This window comes from Agathobaculum hominis (assembly GCF_014288055.1).
Lineage (GTDB): Bacteria > Bacillota > Clostridia > Oscillospirales > Butyricicoccaceae > Agathobaculum > Agathobaculum hominis.
The window spans coordinates 31986-53567 of sequence record NZ_JACOPK010000013.1; the positions used below are offsets into that span (position 1 = coordinate 31986).

Consider the following 21582-nt stretch of genomic DNA (forward strand, 5'->3'; position numbering starts at 1 on the left):
ATTCTGATTTACAGCGTATTAACCGTATAATCTAGTTTATTATATCAAATCTGCCTCTAAACTACAATACTTTCATAGGATAATAAAGTGTACTTTAGTAACCACGATAACGCTTTAGCTCTGTGAGGATGTGTCCATGAAAGGCAAAAATTACTACTATTCCTGTGTAAGGCCAGAAGAAAGTGACGCACAGGCAGAGCGTTTTCGTGCGCTCGGGGCACGGGACGGAGAGATTTTCATTGATACCATCGGTGAAAAATCCTCACAGAGGAACAACTTGCGGCTGCTGAAGCAGCTTTCACTGCGAGAAGGGGACACATTGACCGTTTCCTCGCTTTACTGCCTGAGCGACCTCAAAAAGGGACTGGCAGATGAGCTGCACTGGATGCGCGACAATGGAATTCAGCTGAGAATCGCGGATATTCCGCTGAGCGTGGAGGAGCACGACGAGAAATCGCAGCAGTTTCTAAGCGACTTGATGTTTGAGGTTTTCGATGCGACTATCCTCAAGGAGCGTGAGCAGCGCCGTCAAAAGCAGAGCGAGGGCATTCGTGCGGCGAAGAAAAAAGGCGTGCATATCGGCCGTAAACCGATGGAGCGCGGCGCGGAGTTTGAAATGCTGAAACAGCAGTGGCAGCGCGGTGAGGTCTCACTCAGAGAGGCCGGAAGACGGCTCGGCGTGACGCATCAGACGTTTAAGAAGTGGGTGGAGAAACCCGAGGAAGATTAAGGATCAATAGTACGGGAGCCAAATCATGAAAAAGGTCGTTATCAACGCATTGGCCTATAAGCAAAACAGTTCAGGTATTGGCGTTATGATTCGTGAACTGTTTGAGCCATATACAAAGAGAACAAAAAGGCCATGCCAGGTCATACTGCCGAATGACGGCCCGGAATTTCATGGTGGCGTAGGTACAGAAAATATTCGCATTCCATATCGGCATGGGCAAAATCTGCGGCGGATGTTTTTTCAGACTTTTCAAATGGGAAGACAATACTGCAGGAATACAGTATTGTTGACAACGGATTCTAAAGTACCGTTTTTTCTGCCGAAAAGCTGTGAAGTTATTCCGCTGATCACAGATTTAGCGGTATTTCGAATGCCGGAAGCATATCAAACGTCGCGCGTGTTGTGGTGGCGTTTTCAATATCAGTATATCAAACGCAGAGCAAAGCGTTTTCTGGCTATCTCTGAATACACGAAAAAGGATATTCAGGAAATCCTGCATATCCCGCCGGAACAGATTGCGGTAGTTTACGATGCATGCAGCCCGAGTATTCATCGAGTCACAGATGATGGAGAACTTCGAGCATTGCGGGAGCAATATGATCTGCCAGAGCATTTCGTTCTATTTGTGGGAAATTCCAATCCGCGGAAGAATTTGGACAGATTGATGCAGGCGTTTGATCGAGTGAAAAGCCGTACTAATCTGCCGTATCAGCTGATTATTGCCGGCGAACAGGGATGGAGATTTTCGCGCGAGCAGGCATTGGAAAAGGTGGAATACAAGGAAGATATTCGTTTTATTGGATTCGTTCCGGATGAACAGATGTCTGCGTTATATTCTGCGGCGAATGTTTTTGCATTCCCGACACTGTACGAGGGCTTTGGCATTCCTGTACTGGAAGCGCAGGTCTGCGGTACACCGGTATTGACGAGTAAATGCACTGCACTGCCAGAAGTCGGCGGAGATGCGGCGCTTTATGCTGATCCTTACAGCATAGAAGAGATCGCGGATAATCTGGAACGGTTAATGACAGATGAAAAACTGCGAACAGAACTGATACAAAAAGGATTTGCTAATGAAAAACGCTTTTCTTGGGAAGCGTCTGCGCAGCAATTAGATGAATGGATAGAAAGGAACATTGCAGAATGAACTGTATGGACAGCTATCAGCTGTGGATTGAGAAAACAGCTGGTGAAGCAGAACTGGCAGAAGAATTGACGGCAATCAATGGAGATTCGGCGGCTATTGAAGATCGTTTCTATAAAGAACTTGAATTCGGCACCGGTGGTCTGCGCGGCGTACTGGGGGCAGGTACGAACCGAATGAATGTATTTACGGTATCCAAGGCAACGCAGGGTTACAGCAATTACCTCAATCAGCAGTTCGAGAAGCCGAGTGTTGCAATTGGTTATGACAGCCGTATACATTCGGATGATTTTGCGCGTGCAGCGGCAGCAGTATTTGCGGCCAATGGCATTCAGGTGCATATTTACGATCATTTAATGCCGACACCAGCACTTTCTTTTGCAGTGCGTGATCTGCATTGCAGCGGCGGTATCGTGCTGACAGCGAGCCATAATCCGGCAAAGTACAACGGTTACAAGGTATATGGTGCAGATGGCTGTCAGATCACGACAGAGGCTGCAAAGGCAATTCAGACTGCAATCAATGAAGTAGATCCGTTTGACGATGTTAAGCGTACAGATTTCGAGCTAGCGATGGAGAATGGAATAATCAACTACATTGGCGAAGATACGATTGATCGTTATCAAGCGGCGGTTTCGACGGCATCGCTTCTGCCGGAAGGCATTGATAAGAACGTTGCAATTGTCTATACACCGCTGAATGGTGCTGGTATTTCGTGTGTGCCGCGCTGTCTGAAGGAACATGGTTTCACGAATATCACGATTCCGGATGAGCAGAAAAATCCGGATGGCCATTTTCCGACCTGCCCATACCCGAATCCGGAAGTGCGCGAAGCCCTCAAGGTTGGCCTGCGCTGGGCAGAGAAAACACAGAGTGATCTTCTGCTGGCAACCGACCCGGACTGTGACCGTGTAGGTGCAGCTGTGAAAACAACGAGTGGATATACGCTGATCAGCGGCAATCAGATGGGCGTGCTTCTGTTTGATTTTGTATGCAAGATGCGTCAGGCAAATGGAACTATGCCGAAAAATCCGGTTGCAGTAAAGACTATCGTCACCACGCCGATGGCCGCGAAGATTGCCGAACATTATGGTGTGCAGCTGATCGATGTGCTGACTGGCTTTAAGTTTATCGGTGAGCAGATTGGTCTGTTGGAGAAAAAGGGCGAGGCAGATCGATATATCTTCGGCTTTGAAGAGAGTTACGGCTACCTTAGCGGCAGCTTTGTACGAGATAAGGATGCAGTGAATGCATCTCTGCTGATTTGTGAAATGTTTGCATGGTACAAATCGCAGGGGAAATCACTGGTAGATGTGCTCGAAGAACTGTATCAGGAATACGGCTGTTATGAAAGCAAGCTTCTGTCCTTCCAGTTTGAGGGCGCAGACGGCTTTGCAAAAATGCAGAGTCTCATGACGGAGCTGCGTACCAATCGTCCAGCTGAACTGGCAGGTATTGCAGTAGAGTGCTCAATTGATTATCTGAATGATGATACGGGCTTGCCGAAGTCTAACGTGCTGCGGTTCTTCTTGAAGAACGGTGCGGAGGCGGTTGTTCGTCCGTCTGGTACGGAGCCGAAACTAAAGGTGTATCTGACGGCAGCAGAAAAGGATATAACTGCTAGTCAGATAGTGATTCATACGCTGAAGGAATTTTTTGAACAGTGGGCAAGATGAAAGTTGCGCTGGAATTACAGCCAATCTGCGGAAAACGGTCGGGAATCGGAAATTATACCTATGAACTGGCCCGTCATTTGAAAGACCAGGATGAGTTGGAGTTTTACGGAAATCTATTCAACTTCCTGGGGCGAAATAATAACGCACAGGCGCTTTCGGGGGTATCAATACCGATTAGAACCAGCAGGGCCTTTCCGTATGGGGTTTATCGGCGTATTTGGCATAAGATACCTATTCCGTATGAAGCGATGTTTCCACGTGCGGATTTAAGTCTGTTTTTTAACTATATTGTACCACCGCATATAAAAGGAAAAGTTGCGACAACAATTCACGATCTTACGTATTTACGTTTTCCAGAAACAATGGAATGTAAAAATCTGCTGCGTTTGCAGAATGATATGGATTACAGCATTAAGCGCAGCAGCCATTTACTTACGGTTTCTGAATTTTCCAAGCGGGAAATTGTAGAGTTGCTGAACATTTCACCAGAACGGATTTCTGTGGTTCCATGCGCACCTGCTGAACAGGTTCCGGCAGCGGATTTTTCCAAGATTGCTGAAAAATTTCAAATCAAGTCTCCTTACGTTCTCTATATAGGAACAATTGAACCTCGAAAAAATCTGGTTCGACTTATTCGCGCGTTTGACCACTTGAAAAAGTCGGCAGGCATTCCACATCAGCTGATACTTGCTGGCGGAGCCGGATGGGGAAACGAAGAAATTTATGAAGCAGCACGAAAAGCCGAATATACAGATGATATTCACTTTATTGGATATGTTTCTGCCGAGGAAAAAAGCACATTGTATGCGAGTGCGGATGTATTTGTATTTCCATCTCTTTATGAGGGGTTCGGCATTCCTCCCTTAGAGGCAATGCAGATGAGTTGTCCGGTTGTATGTGCCAATGTTGCTTCACTTCCGGAGGTCGTAGGAAACGCGGCGGAGCTGATAGACCCGTTTGATGAAGCTGATTTAGCACGAGGTGTCCAGAATGTATTGGAAGATAAGGAATATGCCGACTTACTTCGTGCCCGAGGAAACTTGCAATACAAGAAATATACATGGGACAATTCCGCACAACAGCTAATAAGAGTATGTAAAAATATTTTGGAGAAATCGTGATATACACACCACTGAAACTGCAGCCCTGTTACAAGGAATATCTATGGGGCGGTACACGGCTAAAAACTGAATACAACAAGGTTGACGCGCCGGATGCTACCGCCGAGAGCTGGGAGCTTGCAGATCATCGTGATGGAGCGTCTGTGGTTGCAGAGGGGCAGTATAAAGGCTGCACTCTGTCACAACTGTCAGAACAGAACAAGATGGCGTTCTGGGGTACTGATTGCAAACGAGAGACATTCCCGGTAATGGTGAAACTGATCGATGCACAGAAAAAATTATCAATTCAAGTACATCCGTCAGACATTACGGCGCGTGCTGCATTTGGCGAACAGGGCAAGGCAGAGATGTGGTATATCGTTGATTGTGAGCCGCATGCAGGGATTTATTATGGCTTTTCCCGACGTATAACATCAGATGAATTCCTGCGTCGAGCGCAGGACGGGAGCATTTGCGAAGTCTTGAACTGGGTGCCGGTCAGCAAGGGCGATGTGTTTTACATCATGCCAGGCACGATACATGCAATCGGTGCAGGGATTGTTATTGCTGAAATACAGCAGAATTCCAACACAACCTTCCGCGTGTATGACTACCAGCGCAAAGGCGCGGACGGGAAAACACGTCCGCTGCACTTGGAACGTGCGGCTGAAGTAATCAATTTTGATCCGGTCATTCCAGAGGAATGTAGGATCAACAGCGGCGCAGAATTTGAGGATTTTTCGATAAGAGAAATGTTTTCGTGCTCTTATTTTCGCGCGTATCGTGTGGATGTTCATCGGAGAATAGAACTTAAGTGTGATGGCTGCTCTTTTCAGCATATTCTGTGCGTAGAGGGCAGCGGACAAATTCTACATGAAGATAAACAATACCCAATACTGCGCGGACAATCGTACTTTATGCCTGCGGCATTGGGTGAATACCAGATCATAGGGGACTGCCGAATACTGCTGTCCCGCGTGTGAAAGGATGAAATTTGAAATGAAAAAGACAGCGTTGATTATGGCTGGTGGCCGCGGCGAGCGTTTCTGGCCGAAGAGCAGAAAGAACCTGCCCAAGCAGTTCTTGTCGCTCACTGATGATGGCAAAACGATGATTCAGCTGACGGTTGAACGCATTCTGCCTCTGGTCGATATGCAGGATATTTACATTGCGACCAATCGTGACTACAAAAAGCTGGTGCGTGAACAGCTTCCGGAAATTCCGGAGGAGAATATCCTTTGTGAGCCGGTAGGACGTAATACAGCACCGTGTATCGGTCTTGGTGCAGTACATATTTCACGCAAGTATGATGATGCAGTTATGCTCGTACTGCCGTCTGATCATCTGATTAAGTACAACACCATTTTTCTTAACACACTGTCGGACGCTGCGGAGGTAGCAGAGCAGGGCGAAAATCTGGTAACGCTGGGTATTACGCCGGATTATCCGGAGACTGGATACGGTTATATCAAGTTCAATCCGAACCAGACTATGAAACGCGCTTTTGCAGTTGACCGTTTTGTAGAAAAGCCGGATCTGGAGACAGCAAAGGAATATCTTGCAACTGAGCAGTACCTCTGGAACAGCGGTATGTTTATTTGGAAGGTTTCGACGATCCTTCATAATATGGAGAAGTATCTGCCGGAAACCTATGCCGGTCTGCAGCGCATTCAGAATGCCATTGCGACAGAGGATGAGCGGAGTGTGCTCGAGCAGGAGTTTGAGGCGTTTCATTCCGAGTCGATTGACTACGGCATTATGGAAAAGGCACAGAATATCTATATCCTGTCTGGCTCGTTCGGCTGGGATGATGTAGGTTCCTGGCTCGCGGTAGAACGTATCCGTCAGAGCAATGAATTCGGCAATGTTATCACTGGCAATGCTGTCACGGTAGATACAAAAAATACAATCATTGAGGGTGACAAAAAGCTGATTGCCACTGTAGGTATCGAGGATCTGATTATTGTTGATACAGAGGACGCTTTGCTGATCTGCGAAAAGGACAGTGCAGGCAACATCAAAAAGGTTCTTGAAAATCTGAAAATCTGCAATCGCACGGAATATCTTTAATATATGGAGAACAAAAATTATGAAAAAGGCACTTATTACCGGTATTACCGGTCAGGATGGTTCGTATCTGGCAGAGCTGCTGCTTGAAAAGGGGTATGAGATACACGGCATGACACGCCGTGCGTCTCTGCCGAACACGGATCGCATCCAGCACATTCTGGATAAAATCACGGTACACGATGGCGACTTGAGCGATTCTTCGAGCATTCAGCGCATTATGTCGATCGTTCGACCGGATGAGGTCTATAATCTGGCTGCACAAAGCCATGTACAGGTAAGTTTTGATGTACCGGAATATTCGGGCGATGTTGATGCTCTGGGTGTACTCCGCATTCTGGAAGCAATTCGTATTCTGGGCATGGAGAAGACCTGCCGCTTCTATCAGGCTTCTACTTCCGAGCTTTTTGGTAAGGTTGAAGAAGTGCCGCAGAGAGAAACAACTCCGTTCCATCCGTACAGCCCGTATGCAATCGCAAAACAGTACGGCTACTGGATGGTGAAGGAATACCGTGAAGCGTATGGCATGTTTGCGGTAAACGGTATTCTGTTCAATCATGAGTCGGAACGCCGCGGTGAAAACTTTGTTACGCGCAAGATCACTCGTGCAGCTGGCCGTATCGCATGCGGTCTGCAGGAGAAACTGGAACTGGGTAATCTGGACAGCAAGCGCGACTGGGGTTACGCCAAGGACTATGTAGAATGCATGTGGCTGATGCTTCAGCATGATAAGCCGGAGGATTTTGTCATTGCAACTGGCGTACAGCATACAGTTCGTGAATTTACTACGCTGGCGTTTGCACATGACGGCATTGAGCTGGAATGGCAGGGCAGCGGTCTGGATGAGAAGGGTATCGATAAGAAGACAGGAAAGGTTCTTGTATCGGTAAATCCGGCATGGTTCCGTCCGACTGATGTTGATAACCTTTGGGGTGATCCGACCAAGGCAAAGACTGTCCTGAAATGGAATCCGCAGAGCACGAGCTATGAGCAGCTGTGCGCAATTATGGCAGAGCATGATCTCAAGCTGGCGAAGGCAGAAAAGGCAGCACAGCAGGCATGAAAAAGGCATTAATCACAGGCAGCAGCGGTTTTGTGGGCGGCTATCTGCGTCAGGAGCTCTTAGCAAATGGATATGAAGTGATTGGTCTGGATGTGCAGGAAGCAGAACAGACAATCAAGGCGGATTTACTGAACGCAGAACAAACAAAGGCCGTAATCGAGCGGGTAAAGCCGGACTGTATTTTTCATCTTGCAGGACAGGCGAATGTTGCACGTTCGTGGAAGATTCCACAGAAGACTGTGGAGATCAATGTTGTTGGTGCAGTGAATTTGATGGAAGCAGTACGCAACTGCTGTCCTAATGCGCATATGGTACTGGTCGGTTCTTCCGACCAGTACGGTGTGCTTGGAGAGGCAGGAAAGTTGGTCAGCGAGACTATTCAGCCGTATCCTCAAACCCCGTATGCTGTATCAAAGCAGGCACAAGAAGAAATGGCACGAGTTTTTGCGCGTGCGTATGGATTGAATATATGTATGACCCGCTCGTTTAATCATGGCGGAGCCGGACAAAAAGAAGGCTTCATGATTCCTGATTTCGCAGCGGGTATTGTGCGTGTTGAGAGAGGTGAAGCAGACTGTCTGAAAGTCGGCAATCTCACTGCTCGCAGAGACTTTACACATGTCAGAGATATTGTCCGCGCCTACCGTCTGATAGCCGAACATGGACAGAGCGGAGAGGTTTACAATATCGGTTCCGGTATTACGTACAGCGCGCAGGAAATTCTGGATAAGATGTGTCAGATGTCGAACTGCACGATTCGTATTGAACAGGATTCAGCTAAAATGCGACCGAGCGATACACCGGTCATCTGCTGTGATCACAGTAAACTGACGAGAGATACGGACTGGGAGCCGGAACTGGGATTGGATAGAATTCTGGTAGATACATTGGAGTATTGGCGAAATCAAAGAAATGGATAAGCGAGTAATTGATGAAATTATTGAATGAACTTTATGCATATCGCGAAATGATTTATATGCTGGTCCGAAGAGAATTACGTGGACGCTATAAAGGCTCTGCATTAGGTTTCTTTTGGACGTTTTTGAATCCGCTTCTGCAGTTTGCAGTATATGCAGTAGTGTTTTCTGTACTGATGAAAATGAATATTGATAAATTTTATGTTTATCTGTTCGTTGCATTTATTCCATGGTTTTTCACGGCCACTGCAATTCCTCAGGGAGCGACCTGTATACAGGCACAAAGTAATCTTGTGCAAAAAATTTATTTTCCAAGAATGGTGTTGCCGCTGGCTACGGTATTAACGGCATTTGTTAATATGCTGCTAAGCGAAATAGTGGTGTTCATTGTTTTGCTGATGAGTGGATTCTATTGGAGCGTATACATGCTGGTTCTGCCTGTTGTTATGGGAATACACTTTTTGCTCGTCTTAGGTATTGTTTTGATTGTGTCGGCAGTAACTGTTTATCTGCGTGATTTGGCTCATATTCTGGATATTGTTATTATGGCATGGTTTTATGCAACACCGATTGTTTATCCACCAGAAATGATACCTGAAAAATTTCAGTTTTTACTGTATTTAAATCCAATGTCGGGCATTATTGATGGCTATCGAAAGATTTTATATTACAGATGCATGCCTGATTTTTCGACGATGCTGCTTGCATTGGTAGTTGGAATTATAACAGTTGTAGTAGGCACGTTTGTATTTCAACGGTTGCAGCGTGGATTTGCTGAGGAATTGTAAATGAATAAAGATATCGCAATACAAGTCAATAAAGTTTCAAAAACATTTAAGGTTTATTTGGACAAGGGAACAAGTCTGAAGGAAAAACTACTGTTTAAGCATCGTCGCTCTTATGAAGAACGTAGTGTTTTGAATGAAATCTCCTTTTCAGTTCGTAAAGGTGAGGCAATAGGTCTGATTGGTCAAAATGGCTGCGGAAAAAGTACAACCCTGAAAATGCTGTCTAAGATTATGTATCCGGACAAAGGCACAGTTGAAACGCAGGGACGAATTTCGGCACTGATTGAGTTAGGCGCAGGATTTCATCCGGATATGAGCGGTCGTGAAAACATCTATATCAATGCTGCAATCTTTGGATTGAATAAGCAGGAAATTGATGCTCGATTAGATCGCATTATCGAATTTTCCGAACTGGAGGAATATATTGACAATCCGGTTCGTACTTATTCGTCGGGTATGTATATGCGTCTGGCCTTTGCAGTTGCAATTAACGTTGATGCAGATATTTTGCTGATTGATGAGATACTTGCGGTAGGAGATGCTAGCTTCCAGGCGAAGTGCTTCAACAAGCTGCGAGAAATCAAGGCAAAAGGGACAACGATTGTAATTGTTTCACATTCCCTTAGCCAAATCGAGCAGTTCTGCAACAGAAGCATATGGATTTTGAACGGAAAGATTAAGCAAGACGGAAAACCGAGAGATGTTCATCCGCAATATCTGGATTATATGGGAAAGCAGACGGCAGATGAAGAGCGTAAAGAGGAATCTCTTGTACCAGCGGCATCAACAGATGAGCTGATGGATACAGAAAAATCAGCGAAGGATGAAAATCGTTGGGGAAATCAAGAAGCCCAGATTACAGGCATACGATTGTTAGATACCAATGGCGAAGAAAAAACATCGTTTAGGACTGGGGAATTCATGGAGATTGAAGTTGCCTATCGAGTTAATAAACCAGTAAAAAATCCTGCATGTGGAATTGGAATATTTCGAAATGATGGACTGCAATGCTATGGAACGAATACGGGGATTGATCACCTAAACAATATTTCACTGTCTGAAACGGGATATATTTACTGTAAAATTGAGAATAATCAGCTGTTGCCAGGAGAATACACATTGGATTTGGCACTCCATACGGAAGATGGTTTTGCATATGATTATTGGAGATTTGCGACGAAATTTAGAATGTATTCGGATACTCAGGATATAGGAACAACAAGACTATCCCATGTATGGGAAATACAGTAGTTTATAGATGGAGTATAAAATGAGTGACTCTTTAAAAGAATTCCAGAGAAAGATTGAAATTCGTCAATTTGCCATTAATAACTCGTGGAAAGCGGATACAACTGCGAGTGGGGACAGTGTTTACCGAGATGGTTGTGGGTTAGAAGACAGATTTGCGCTCTTGGATGAAAATATCGTAGAAGCAGATTCTAGCAAATTCACAAATGGGTATTTCCCAATCTATTCAAACAAGAAACATATCGGCGGATTTGTTGTATTTTGTAAACGAGCAGTGCGAAAAATAATGAAAATATTCATGGGGTGGTATATATTCCCGATATTGGAGCATGCAAATCACTTTCGAGGAAAAATTGTTAATGCAGTTGCTTTAGAAAGAGAATTAATTGTTCAACAACAGCAGAAAATCAACACGCTTTTAGATCAGGTACAAAAGATTACAAATTCTCAAAAAGAGAGCGAAAAATCTGAACGCAAAGCAAGGGAACATGCTAAGAAGCTAGAAGAACAGATGGTTGTTTTGATGGGAGAAGTCAATACGCTGAGAGCTGAATATGAACGTGATAATTTAGAGATGAGTGACGATTTTTATCATGACTTTGAAGAAGCGTTCCGTGGGTCTCGAGAAGACATTAAAACCCGATTGCAAGTTTATGTGCCAATTATTCGAAAGCATCTATCAGATTGGGGAAAAGGTACCTTTATTGACGTAGGAAGTGGCCGCGGAGAATGGCTGGATGTCTTGAAAGAAAATGGAGCCTCTGATTATATAGGTGTGGATTTAAATCAGACTCAGAACAAGATTTGTGAAGAGAGAGGTCATCGCACGATTTGCATGGATTGTATACAGTATTTGCGCGAGCGTCCAGAGAAAAGCGTTGATTTGGTAACAGGATTTCAAATTATCGAACATCTTCCACTCCCTATATTTGTTCAACTGGTTGAGGAGTGTAAGCGTGTGCTAAAACCGGGTGGAATGCTTTTGTTTGAAACACAGAATCCATCCAATCTAAGCGTCGGAGCGGATACATTTTACATAGATCCGTCGCATATTCGCCCGCTTGATCCAAGATTAATCGAATTTTTGGTAAAATGGTGTGGTTTCGAACAGACGCAAATCATTGACGCTAATACGACAGCAAACTGTATGAACTTTAACGAAGATATGCTTGGCCAGGAAAATAAGCAGTTGGTTCATCATATTAATGATATCAGCTGGAAATTATTTGGTCCACAAGATTACGCGATTTTTGCAGTGAAGGGATCTAAAGAGTAATGAAGAAAAAAATTGCTGTGCTTCATGCACAAGTTCCATTTGTACATGGTGGAGCAGAACTGCATGTATATGCTTTAAAGAAACATTTAATAGAAAAAGGGTTTGATGCAGAAATTATCCAACTCCCGTATAAATGGTATCCTGCCAACAGTTTGTACAACAGCATGCTCGCATGGAGAATGCTGGATTTATCGGAATCTAATGGACAGAAAATCGATTTGGTGATTGGTACTAAGTTTCCATCGTACGGAGCAATCCATGAAAACAAAGTAGCTTGGGTAATTCATCAGTTTCGGCAGGTATATGATCTCTACAACACTAATATAGGATATGCGGGTGTTCCGGACGGATCGCATATAAGAGATCATGTTAAAAAATTTGATAAACAAGCTTTGCAGGAAGCAAAGTCTGTTTATGCAAATTCTAAAAATGTTGCAAATCGTCTAGAACGTTATACTGGAATTGCATCGACACCTTTGTATCATCCCCCTATGTTGGCCGGTCAATATAAAAGTGGCGAATATGGCGATTATATTTTGTCGGTCGGTCGCTTGGATCCATTGAAGAGAAATGATTTGCTTCTGCGTGCTATTGCAAAAACAAATGGAAAAATAAGAGCAAAGATTGCAGGCAAAGGTCCAGAACTAGAGAATTTAAAAAAGTTAGCGGTAACATTGAAGATAGAGTCACAGATTGATTTTTTAGGCTTTGTTCCAGACGAAGAATTGCCCGATCTGTATGCTAATGCTTTTGGCGTTTATTTTGCTCCAGTGGACGAAGATTATGGATATATTACATTGGAAGCATTCTTTTCTCAGAAACCTGTTTTGACGTGTATAGATTCGGGTGGACCGTTAGAATTTGTAAAAGACGCGGAAAACGGATATATTTGCGAGCCAGATGATGAGCAGCTTGCAGATGCGATGGTAAAACTATATGAAAACCGCAATATGTGTAAAAAATTTGGAGCAAATGGATTAGATGTTGTAAAGGGAATTACATGGGATCATGTGATTCAAGAACTTACAAAGACACTATAAGGAGAATAAGATGAAAATTGGATATTGCTCTCCTTTCAATCCGATAAAGTCAGGAATTTCGGATTTTAGTGAAGAACTTGTGCCGGTGCTGACAACGGAAGCGGAGGTTGTAGTTTTTTCTCCAACTGTTCTGGAAAATAAAATTATTGAGGAATGTTGCGAAGTACATCCGTTGAAGGATCTGGATAATTATGAACTCCGAAAAAGTCTTGATATTATCGTTTACCATGTAGGCAATAGCTTTTCATGTCATGGAGAGATTGTAGACTATATGCAGAAATATTCTGGCATTTTAGAACTGCATGATGTTGGACTCCATCATTTTGTTGCAGAAAAAATATCTAAAAAGCAAGATTGGTCTTCATATGTGGAATTGGTAGAGTATTCTCATGGAATGAAAGGACGCAAAATTGCAGAAGAGTTTCTTGCCGGTAAAATATCTGCGCCATGGGATACATATTCTTCGGAAATGACTATGACAAGACCATTCATTGAATGTGCACGCGGAATAATCGTGCATTCTGAATTCGCGAAACAGATGGTTCTTGGAATATGTGATAAAAATCCAATTACAAGCATTATGCTTCATACGGAAAGAATAACGGAAGATGCGGAAAAGTTTAAGAGATCTTGCAGAGAAAAACTAGGACTGTCGAAGAATGAACTGATTATAGGATCATTTGGCTTCGCAACGCATCAAAAAAGAATAATTCAAATTTTGGATGCTTTAAAGAAAATCAAGAAAGATGGAAATAGCTCATTTCGTTACTTAATCGTTGGTGAGGCACAGGAAGAGTTGAAAATCAAGAAAAAAATTCAGGAAAGAAATCTGGATGACAATGTTATTGTCACTGGTTTTACAGAATTAGAAGAATTCAAAGCCTATATGGGCGCCTGTGATTTTTGCTTGAATTTGCGATATCCAACACAGGGAGAAAGTTCTGCAAGCCTGCATCGTATGCTCGGGATGGGTAAACCTATAATTGTTACGGATATTGGAACATTTTCTGACTATCCAGATGAAATTGTGAAGAAAGTTTCCTATGGCGAGCAAGAAGTTGAGGAAATCTATCAGGCAATCAGAGAATTGAGTCGTGATAAGAGACAATTGAAGCAGCGTACTCAAGCGGCTTTGAAGTACGCAGAAGAAAACTGTGATATTGAGAAAAATGCGAAGACTTACGTCAAATTCTTTGAGGAAGTATGCAACGGAACCTGGTTGCCAGATGAGGAGGATGTACTAATCAGTCATCTTTGTGAATTGGGACTTACAGATGATGACTATACAACTGAATTGTGGGAACAAATACATATTTCGGTTTGATGTGATGGCAACAGAAAGAGAGGAAATGAATAGGTGAATGTAAATCTTTCCAAAGGAAAAATCACCTGGAAACGTATTAATCTAATTTTCTTGATAATAGTAGCGTTTTTTCTGTTATCACGAGCAGGATTAGGCCAAGTGTGGTATGCAGAGATTGATAGTAATATGCTCCCGACTATTTCAATGCAATATCATGGTTCTATACTTATGGATGAATCGGATTTAAAAATAGCACAAAGAGATTATCCAGAATTATATAAGGGCATTAACACATATGATGATCTTCGATCAGTCAAATTATTGCAGACGAATAGCGGGAAATGGATGTCATATTACTTCCCAATCTATCCGTTGTTTTGCATGCCATTAAAACTGTTTTTTCAATTGATTAGCGTTGACCAGAGCAGGTGTTTTCTAATAACGAACGCATTATTGGTTTTAGTGGCGCTTTGGATGGTCCTCTATAGGATGAATGTATCTGCCAAAAGGCGACTGGCCGCAGCGTGTTTACTAATAATATCACCAATTGTTTATTACATTAACTATATAAATTATGAAACTTTTGTTTTCTCTATGCTAACCATAGCTCTTGTTTATTATATTAATCATAATAAGTGTAGGAGCGCTTTTTTTCTTTCCTTAGCAGGAATGGCCAATTCAACAGTCATGGTGGTTGGCATTGTGATGATTGCAGAATATTGCATCAATATTTTGAGAACAAATAGGCATAAATGGTGCAAACAAACAATAAAGGCATGTATCAAAGAAACAATTTTATATGGTATTTGTTTTACTCCATCATTAGTACCGTTCGTTGCGCAGTTTGCATATAGGGGAGAAAGCACCTATGGAGAGTGGATAACATTAAAAGAATTTATAGGAGCTCGGTTCTTAACCTATCTATTCGATCCGACGGTTGGGTTCTTTTCCTTTGCACCGATCGTATTATTGCTGTTTTTGATTCTGATAATAGTTGCATGCTGCAGAAAGCATCGCCATTCGATTGTTTGGTTATGCTTTTTTACCGGCTCGGTTGGAGCATTTTCTTTGATGTTTCATATTAATTGTGGAATGATTTATTGTGCGCGATATATTGTATGGGTATATCCAATAGTTCCGTTGTATATATGCAAGGAAGGCCTTAACGAGATTTCAACGAGCAAAGGACGTGTAGGCTTTACAGCGATAGCAGGGTTATCTGTATGTATAATCATGATGATAAATCAATATGGATGGAATGTGCTGGACCCTCATGATTTTAATTATATTACAAAACAAATTTTGAATTATGCTCCGCAATTATACAATCCATATAGCGCGACGTTTTACTGTAGAACTCTTCATATTGACGGAGCTTATGATATAAATGATCCGGCATATTATCTTGATTCTAAAACTGGAAATATACGAAAAATAATTTTCAGAGCTGATGCAGATAGCATGCATGCTGTGAAGAAATTAGCTTATGGCGATCAAGATAGCATGGATTTCTTCGATAAAAAGGTGGAAAGTATTCCGTTGGATGGGAAATTTCATTATATCAGTTTACCGAGAATGAGTAGGTATCAGCTTACACCGGCTCCTAAAAGTTTGGCAAGTGAAGAAATGATTTATTTTGCAGGAGAGAACCGGAACGCAGACTTGTATGTTTCGCAAGGACTTTCGTCTGCAGAAGAAAACTTTGCTTGGACAGATGGCAGTGTTATGAGAATGACGTTTATGATTTCGGACTATAAACAGCATGCAAAATATAAAATGATACTGCATTGCCTTGGTACTTTTAATGGAAAACAGAATGTTGAGATAACTCAAAAAACAGTGGATTGCATAACAAAAGATACGATTTGTGGAGAGACACAAATAGAGTTCGACGTTATTCCGGATGAAAATGGATATGTGGAATTAACATTCACATTCCCAGACGCAATATCGCCTAAAGAATTAGGAGAGTCTGATGATACTCGACAATTGGCAATTCAATTGCAGTATGGGGAAATTTACAAACAATGAACTGCGGAGATAATGAAGTAAAATGACAAAAGATGTTCATATGATGGGAGTACGCAATGTACTTCGACTCATGCGTCCAAAACACTATATTAAGAACCTCCTAATATTTATAGCTCTTGTTTTTTCGAAAAATCTGTTGAATATTTCTTTGCTTGCTAAGACTTTGCTTGGATTTTGTGCATTTTCTTTATTGGCATCGGTTATCTATATTTTTAATGATATTCATGATGTAGAAGCAGATCGACAGCATGAGGTAAAAAGGAAACGACCGATTGCAGCAGGGGAAATAAGTATACGAAAGGCATATTTAACTGCGACAATATTGTTGATTATTGCAATGGTTTGCAATTTTGTTTGCGGTGGTGGAAGACAAGCTACTATCATTATGATATTATATTTTGCGACCAATCTAGGATATAGCCTTGGATTAAAACATATCCCTTTTTTAGATATAGTACTTTTGGTTGCTGGATTTATATTCCGTGTTATATATGGAGCGGTCTTAATTAATATAACACTTTCATCATGGGTGTATTTGACAGTGATTTCTTTATCGTTCTATCTTGGATTGGGAAAGCGAAGAAATGAGATAAAGAAAATTAATGGTACAGGAAAGACTCGAAAGGTATTAACATTTTATACTTACGAATTTCTAGACAAATTTATGTACTTGTGCCTAACATTAGCTGTAGCATTTTATGCATTATGGAGCGCTGATAAAGAGGTTATTTCTAATTATGGTACTGATAAATTGGTCTGGACAGTACCGGTTGTGATTGTTTTACTTATGAAGTATAGTGCTGATATTGAATCAAACTCTTATGGTGATCCGGTAGATGTCATCACTCATGACAAGGTGCTAATGGCATTGAGCGGAATGTTTGGCATAATGCTGTTATCATTAATTTATTTTTCTGCGTAAGGGATTAAGAAATGAACGTATATGATTTTGATAAGACAATCTACGGAGGGGATAGCACAATCGACTTTTGGAAGTTTTGTATGATAAGATATCCAAGGTGTAGACGATATATATTACATGCTGTTTTATACTATCTAAAATTCCATTTAAAGCTTTGCAGTAGAGAAAAGTTCAAGAGAGAATTCTATCAATTTGTTAGAGAAATACCCAATGTCGCGGAAAGTGTAAAAGAATTCTGGAATATTCATATCACGCATATATGTCAGTGGTATCGAGATGTGAGCAAAGATACAGATTTGATAATATCTGCATCTCCGGACTTTCTGATTCTTCCTATCTGTAAGCGTCTTAATGTGCGAGGAATTGCTTCGGAGGTGAATCCTCTAACTGGGGAATTGCTTGGATCAAACTGCCGAGGAGAAGAAAAAGTGAAACGGTTTAATGAGGTTTATCCTAATGAGACGATAGATGACTTTTACTCGGACTCCTTGTCGGATCTTCCGCTGGCTCGTATGGCTCATAAAGCATATTTAGTCAAAAATCAAAAAGTCTGCTCATGGCCGCGTTGAATGAACGAGGAGAACAAAATGGATATATGGGATCGCATAATGCAATTGCCTATTTTGCGAATATTTGAACCGCTGTATGCACGTAATAAGGAAATTTTGTTATATCTATTCTTTGGCGGAATTACAGTGATTTTAAGCGTTTCAATATATGCATTCCAGACGCAGTGCATGAAGGTAAATGAACTAATTGCGAATGCTATTGCTTGGATTATATGTGTCATTTTTCAGTTTTTTACTAATAGGATTTGGGTATTTCAAAGCACAGCATCTTCCGGTAAGAGTTGTTTTCGTCAAATGATTGAATTTACCGGAGGCCGTCTGATAACTTTGATTTTGGAGGAAATCATTTTAGCTGTGTTCATTACGTGGCTTTCGTGGAATAGTTTAGCAGTTAAGTTGGCTGCTCAAATAATCGTGATAGTATTGAATTATATCATCAGTAAATTGGTTGTATTTCATGAATAGTCTATTGAAATGCTTATCGAAATGCTCGAGAATGTTGAATGAACGCCACGAAATTAAAAATTAGTCGTTCTGGAATGGGAGAACGTATCAAAATGAGTTATACCTCAAAGTATCTATAAAGGAGACATCGTGTTAACAAGTTCGGCATTCACTCTGATATCGGCAAGAACGAGAAGATCATCGCAGAATATATCCGCAATCAGCTGATGGAAGACGAAATGTACGACCAGATGACGATGACGGAGTATATGGACCCGTTTACGGGTAGCAAGAATAAGAAGGCATAAAAACAGGCCGCTTTAGCGGCGGCCTGTAAAGGTAATGCGGTGTCAAATTGTTCAATGCCCCTTTAGGGGTTCAGCCTGTAATGACCCTTATAGGGTCTGTGCATACCACCACTTCAGTGGTGGTTATGATTATGGCAAGCTACTCCGGCGAGGTGGCAGAAACGCTGCGATTTATGCAGGTTTGGGACGCTGCGGCGTTCCTGCACATTCTGAACTATCTGTGTAAGAGCTACCGCAACTTCTGGCTGACGGAACGAGATTTCAAAAGCTCCATCACCTGGTCGTCAGTCAGTTCTTCCGAGCAGATAAGAAAACTTTCCAGCATTCCAATACGAGTGCAAAGACGATGCACACGCGTGCTTGTGGGTCAGTTCTGGTATCTGACGTTGAAGGATTTTCTCTCGGTGCTGATAGTAGCGCGGCTTTTGATCCGCTTTGGCTTTTACGCTGTGGAGATAGTTTTGGTTGGGTCATGGCATCATGATTTTGCTTGGAATATAAGCTGCTTTATGCATGTTGAACTTCTCTGAGCTCATTAATAGCTTGATCGCACACGTCTACTATGTACTGTGGAACAGTATCATAGATTCGAGGATCGAGTTGGAACATATAATTATTTTCGACATGGTATGTTTCATTAACGAATTTCTGAACTACTACATTCATGGCTCTCCCAATGAAAATGAGCCGATAAATTTGTAGCTTTTCATAATTTGCTTTAGTTGAATCATATAAAGTTATCAGCAAATTTCGATTTTCCATACGTTGGTATGCCGTCTGATAATCAAAATCAGGGATGTAACTTTTGATGTCTTCAGTTCCTTTTTGAATTTCATCCGGGGTCATGGGATTTCCGATACCGTTGCCAACGCATTTCCTCGGAATTTCTCGTGTGCCATCGCCTACATGAAAAACATTAGAAAGCAACTGCCATGCATCGTTTTTATTGTTTTCAAACTCCATGAGCCTTCGCAAATAAATGAGTTTATTTAAGGGATCATTTGATTCTGCGATATTTTTTTCTGCAATAGCCGGATATGCTTTAATATCATCCGCGTGAATTTGCTGTTCCTGAAGCACTCCATTTCGTGTTGATAAGAATGCAGCGGTCGAAACAGCGCCAAAGTTTCGTTTCATGGTGTGAACCATATCAACCACTGTTCCAAATTCATGCGTTAAAAGAAGTACAGTCTTTTCTCTTAGATATCCAGGGTCTTTGAAAAGCATATTGACAATTGCAAATTTTTTGTTTCCATCGAAAGAAGAAATAGGATCATCCAATATAACTAAATCTGGCGTTTCACGTTTTATACTGTACATAAATAGAAGTAGTGCCAGCGCATTTCTTTCGCCATAGCTGAGGTGTGTTTGTACTGCATTGATGGCCTCACGATGGTCTTCATAGTGTAAAAGCAACCTGTAATTTTTACCTTCAGATTCTTCTATGCTGACAGTATAATGATACCCTGCATATCGTAAGAAATCGTTAATCTCTTTTTGGTTCTTTGAAATTATGTTTTGAATCAAAGTATTTTGATGGCTGATTTTTATACGAAGCTCGATAATTCTAGCGAGCACACCATCTATTGTAGCATTTAGAACATCTATTTTGCTTCTCATTAAATCGGAATTAAGATTAGCGTAATTGGGAAGATCGATTTTTTTATTTCGTAGAGTATTTTCAATTTGAGATACATCCTTTAGATTGTGGAAACCGGTGGACTTTAAATTGCATAGCTTTTGATACAAGCAATCAACATCATTCTTGACTGCTTGTAAAAAATGCTTTTGGTCATCAGTTATATTCGCTGCATTGTTTAATATTGTTTGCAGCTGTTGTTGAGCATTTTCTGGAAGATAGGGCATAAGTGCAGTGTATACTTCTATAAGATGATCCAGATGCTCAATGGATTTTGCATCATAAACATTTCGAACTCGCGTAATTTTTTCGCGAGTTGTTTCAATTGACCCGGCACAATATGGACATTGATCAGCCATTTCCAAATAATCATTTCCACTTAATTGCCACTTGATCCATGCAACGTTTTTTGCTCCCTCTGTATGTTGCAAATAAGGAGCATATGATTCCAGTCCTTGAGGAATATTGTGAATCATATTCCCTTTTCCGAGACCTTTCATTAGCGGACTTGCTGCAGAAAGTCCACGTTGGGTAGCTTTTCCAAAACCAAATATAAACTGATTTAGTGTTTGAATTAACTGGTCAAGCTCGGGATGAGATTGGAAAGTTTGGCTGATCCTTTCTAGTAATTGGGTGATTTCTTCCATGTTTCTATCATAATCAGGCGTTTTGACAAAAATGGCAAAGCTGTCTTTTATCAGCTCATCAGGCTGATAAACATATTGATTGACGTAATCCTCATTGAAAATTTGGATGCTATGAACATCTTCCAATCCAACGATGCTGGGTTGATGTTCATCAGCGTTATCTTCATACCGGAAAGGCAATAATTGTTTTAGCCCATCTTCATTATCAGTGACTTTCGCTTGAATTGCTTTTGCAATAGTGGATTTTCCGGTTCCGTTAATGGCATATTTAATATTTAGCTTATGGGTTTCAATATCAATCGAGCCGGAATCGATCACGTTACAATTTTCAATCTGGATATGCATTATTATTCCTTTCTCCTGGTCATTGACTTATTAATTAACCTATTATATTCCATTTATCATAGCACCGTCAAGAATTAGCGCAAAAACATTTGAAGTCTCTAGTTGAAAGAAATCAGCTCACAATGACGACCTTAAGAAAATTGTCTCCAGATCCTTACTGCTTATGTATTTCTTATTGTCCACTGAGTTTCGACTACATGACGAAGCCGAATGTAGGTTAGCATCAAGGTAGTTTCCATTTGGAAATGTTCCCACCACGTGGGTTCTGCAATGAATCTTGCAGACCAACTGCTCAATCACATTGTTAGTACGATCCAATGTTCTT

At 41.7% G+C, this 21582-nt stretch carries 19 protein-coding genes and 1 pseudogene; 19 read left to right on the forward strand and 1 reads right to left on the reverse strand.

The annotated features are described in order from the left end of the window. The first annotated feature begins 136 nt into the window (after positions 1–136). The 19 genes and pseudogenes from H8S02_RS11955 (at position 137) to H8S02_RS12645 (ending at position 19156) form a co-directional block, all read left to right on the forward strand. Positions 137–730: a recombinase family protein gene (locus tag H8S02_RS11955; RefSeq protein ID WP_186970704.1), complete on the forward strand. Its 594-nt coding sequence runs from the start codon at positions 137–139 to the stop codon at positions 728–730. 25 nt (positions 731–755) lie between these two features. Then, complete coding sequence (locus H8S02_RS11960) at positions 756–1877, forward strand: glycosyltransferase family 4 protein (RefSeq protein ID WP_186970705.1); 1122 nt, start codon at positions 756–758, stop codon at positions 1875–1877. Positions 1878–1882: 5 nt separating this feature from the next. Further along, positions 1883–3550 carry a phospho-sugar mutase gene (locus H8S02_RS11965; RefSeq protein WP_407926410.1) on the forward strand — a complete coding sequence of 556 codons (1668 nt, stop codon included), beginning with the start codon at positions 1883–1885 and terminating at the stop codon, positions 3548–3550. Continuing rightward, on the forward strand, positions 3547–4671 hold the full coding sequence (locus H8S02_RS11970; RefSeq protein WP_243166527.1) for a glycosyltransferase family 4 protein: 1125 nt from the start codon (positions 3547–3549) through the stop codon (positions 4669–4671). The genes H8S02_RS11965 and H8S02_RS11970 overlap by 4 nt, the downstream gene beginning before the upstream one ends. Next, entirely contained in the window at positions 4668–5633 is a 966-nt protein-coding gene (locus H8S02_RS11975) for a type I phosphomannose isomerase catalytic subunit (protein ID WP_186970708.1), read from the forward strand. The genes H8S02_RS11970 and H8S02_RS11975 overlap by 4 nt, the downstream gene beginning before the upstream one ends. A gap of 16 nt (positions 5634–5649) precedes the next feature. After that, positions 5650–6720 (forward strand): mannose-1-phosphate guanylyltransferase, encoded by a 1071-nt coding sequence (locus tag H8S02_RS11980; protein WP_186970725.1) that lies wholly within the window; start codon positions 5650–5652, stop codon positions 6718–6720. Positions 6721–6739: 19 nt separating this feature from the next. Further along, positions 6740–7780, forward strand: coding sequence for a GDP-mannose 4,6-dehydratase (gene gmd, locus H8S02_RS11985; RefSeq protein WP_186970709.1), 1041 nt, complete (start codon positions 6740–6742; stop codon positions 7778–7780). Beyond that, on the forward strand, positions 7777–8700 hold the full coding sequence (locus H8S02_RS11990) for a GDP-mannose 4,6-dehydratase (protein WP_186970710.1): 924 nt from the start codon (positions 7777–7779) through the stop codon (positions 8698–8700). Before gmd ends, H8S02_RS11990 begins: the two co-directional genes overlap by 4 nt. 11 nt (positions 8701–8711) lie before the next feature. After that, a complete protein-coding gene (locus tag H8S02_RS11995; RefSeq protein WP_186970726.1) occupies positions 8712–9485 on the forward strand; it encodes an ABC transporter permease in 774 nt (257 codons plus the stop codon). Further along, positions 9486–10736 carry an ABC transporter ATP-binding protein gene (locus H8S02_RS12000; protein WP_186970711.1) on the forward strand — a complete coding sequence of 417 codons (1251 nt, stop codon included), beginning with the start codon at positions 9486–9488 and terminating at the stop codon, positions 10734–10736. It begins immediately after the preceding gene. A 19-nt stretch (positions 10737–10755) separates the two neighbouring features. Beyond that, positions 10756–12009 (forward strand): class I SAM-dependent methyltransferase, encoded by a 1254-nt coding sequence (locus H8S02_RS12005; protein WP_186970712.1) that lies wholly within the window; start codon positions 10756–10758, stop codon positions 12007–12009. Beyond that, entirely contained in the window at positions 12009–13049 is a 1041-nt protein-coding gene (locus tag H8S02_RS12010) for a glycosyltransferase family 4 protein (protein ID WP_186970713.1), read from the forward strand. Before H8S02_RS12005 ends, H8S02_RS12010 begins: the two co-directional genes overlap by 1 nt. Positions 13050–13059: 10 nt before the next feature. Then, a complete protein-coding gene (locus H8S02_RS12015; RefSeq protein ID WP_186970714.1) occupies positions 13060–14373 on the forward strand; it encodes a glycosyltransferase family 4 protein in 1314 nt (437 codons plus the stop codon). A gap of 33 nt (positions 14374–14406) precedes the next feature. Then, positions 14407–16383, forward strand: coding sequence for a hypothetical protein (locus H8S02_RS12020; RefSeq protein WP_186970715.1), 1977 nt, complete (start codon positions 14407–14409; stop codon positions 16381–16383). Positions 16384–16405: 22 nt separating this feature from the next. Continuing rightward, positions 16406–17305, forward strand: a complete 900-nt coding sequence (locus H8S02_RS12025) for a decaprenyl-phosphate phosphoribosyltransferase (RefSeq protein WP_243166521.1) — start codon at positions 16406–16408, stop codon at positions 17303–17305. Positions 17306–17316: 11 nt separating this feature from the next. Beyond that, a complete protein-coding gene (locus H8S02_RS12855; protein WP_186970716.1) occupies positions 17317–17874 on the forward strand; it encodes an HAD-IB family phosphatase in 558 nt (185 codons plus the stop codon). Continuing rightward, on the forward strand, positions 17875–18339 hold the full coding sequence (locus H8S02_RS12035; RefSeq protein WP_243166522.1) for a GtrA family protein: 465 nt from the start codon (positions 17875–17877) through the stop codon (positions 18337–18339). A gap of 176 nt (positions 18340–18515) precedes the next feature. Then, positions 18516–18626: pseudogene (locus tag H8S02_RS12860) on the forward strand (IS200/IS605 family transposase); the annotation flags it as partial. Positions 18627–18757: 131 nt separating this feature from the next. Continuing rightward, positions 18758–19156, forward strand: a complete 399-nt coding sequence (locus H8S02_RS12645) for a hypothetical protein (protein WP_243166523.1) — start codon at positions 18758–18760, stop codon at positions 19154–19156. Here the strand turns inward: H8S02_RS12645 and H8S02_RS12045 are convergent. Further along, the gene (locus tag H8S02_RS12045; protein WP_186970717.1) at positions 19134–21257 is read right to left on the reverse strand and encodes an AAA family ATPase; all 2124 of its coding nucleotides are present in this window, start codon (positions 21255–21257) and stop codon (positions 19134–19136) included. The two genes, H8S02_RS12645 and H8S02_RS12045, sit on opposite strands and share 23 nt — an antisense overlap. Positions 21258–21582 lie beyond the last annotated feature (325 nt).

What these genes read in the sequence shown, in the direction of transcription:
- H8S02_RS12025 (WP_243166521.1), top strand. Translation starts at nt 16,406, where the DNA reads ATGACAAAAGATGTTCATATGATGGGAGTACGCAATGTACTTCGACTC.
- H8S02_RS12015 (WP_186970714.1), top strand. Translation starts at nt 13,060, where the DNA reads ATGAAAATTGGATATTGCTCTCCTTTCAATCCGATAAAGTCAGGAATT.
- H8S02_RS11965 (WP_407926410.1), top strand. Translation starts at nt 1,883, where the DNA reads ATGGACAGCTATCAGCTGTGGATTGAGAAAACAGCTGGTGAAGCAGAA.
- H8S02_RS12035 (WP_243166522.1), top strand. Translation starts at nt 17,875, where the DNA reads ATGAACGAGGAGAACAAAATGGATATATGGGATCGCATAATGCAATTG.
- H8S02_RS11995 (WP_186970726.1), top strand. Translation starts at nt 8,712, where the DNA reads ATGAAATTATTGAATGAACTTTATGCATATCGCGAAATGATTTATATG.
- H8S02_RS12645 (WP_243166523.1), top strand. Translation starts at nt 18,758, where the DNA reads ATGGCAAGCTACTCCGGCGAGGTGGCAGAAACGCTGCGATTTATGCAG.
- H8S02_RS11955 (WP_186970704.1), top strand. Translation starts at nt 137, where the DNA reads ATGAAAGGCAAAAATTACTACTATTCCTGTGTAAGGCCAGAAGAAAGT.
- H8S02_RS12010 (WP_186970713.1), top strand. Translation starts at nt 12,009, where the DNA reads ATGAAGAAAAAAATTGCTGTGCTTCATGCACAAGTTCCATTTGTACAT.
- H8S02_RS12045 (WP_186970717.1), bottom strand. Translation starts at nt 21,257, where the DNA reads ATGCATATCCAGATTGAAAATTGTAACGTGATCGATTCCGGCTCGATT.
- H8S02_RS11970 (WP_243166527.1), top strand. Translation starts at nt 3,547, where the DNA reads ATGAAAGTTGCGCTGGAATTACAGCCAATCTGCGGAAAACGGTCGGGA.
- gmd (WP_186970709.1), top strand. Translation starts at nt 6,740, where the DNA reads ATGAAAAAGGCACTTATTACCGGTATTACCGGTCAGGATGGTTCGTAT.
- H8S02_RS12855 (WP_186970716.1), top strand. Translation starts at nt 17,317, where the DNA reads ATGAACGTATATGATTTTGATAAGACAATCTACGGAGGGGATAGCACA.
- H8S02_RS12000 (WP_186970711.1), top strand. Translation starts at nt 9,486, where the DNA reads ATGAATAAAGATATCGCAATACAAGTCAATAAAGTTTCAAAAACATTT.
- H8S02_RS11990 (WP_186970710.1), top strand. Translation starts at nt 7,777, where the DNA reads ATGAAAAAGGCATTAATCACAGGCAGCAGCGGTTTTGTGGGCGGCTAT.
- H8S02_RS11960 (WP_186970705.1), top strand. Translation starts at nt 756, where the DNA reads ATGAAAAAGGTCGTTATCAACGCATTGGCCTATAAGCAAAACAGTTCA.
- H8S02_RS11980 (WP_186970725.1), top strand. Translation starts at nt 5,650, where the DNA reads ATGAAAAAGACAGCGTTGATTATGGCTGGTGGCCGCGGCGAGCGTTTC.
- H8S02_RS12005 (WP_186970712.1), top strand. Translation starts at nt 10,756, where the DNA reads ATGAGTGACTCTTTAAAAGAATTCCAGAGAAAGATTGAAATTCGTCAA.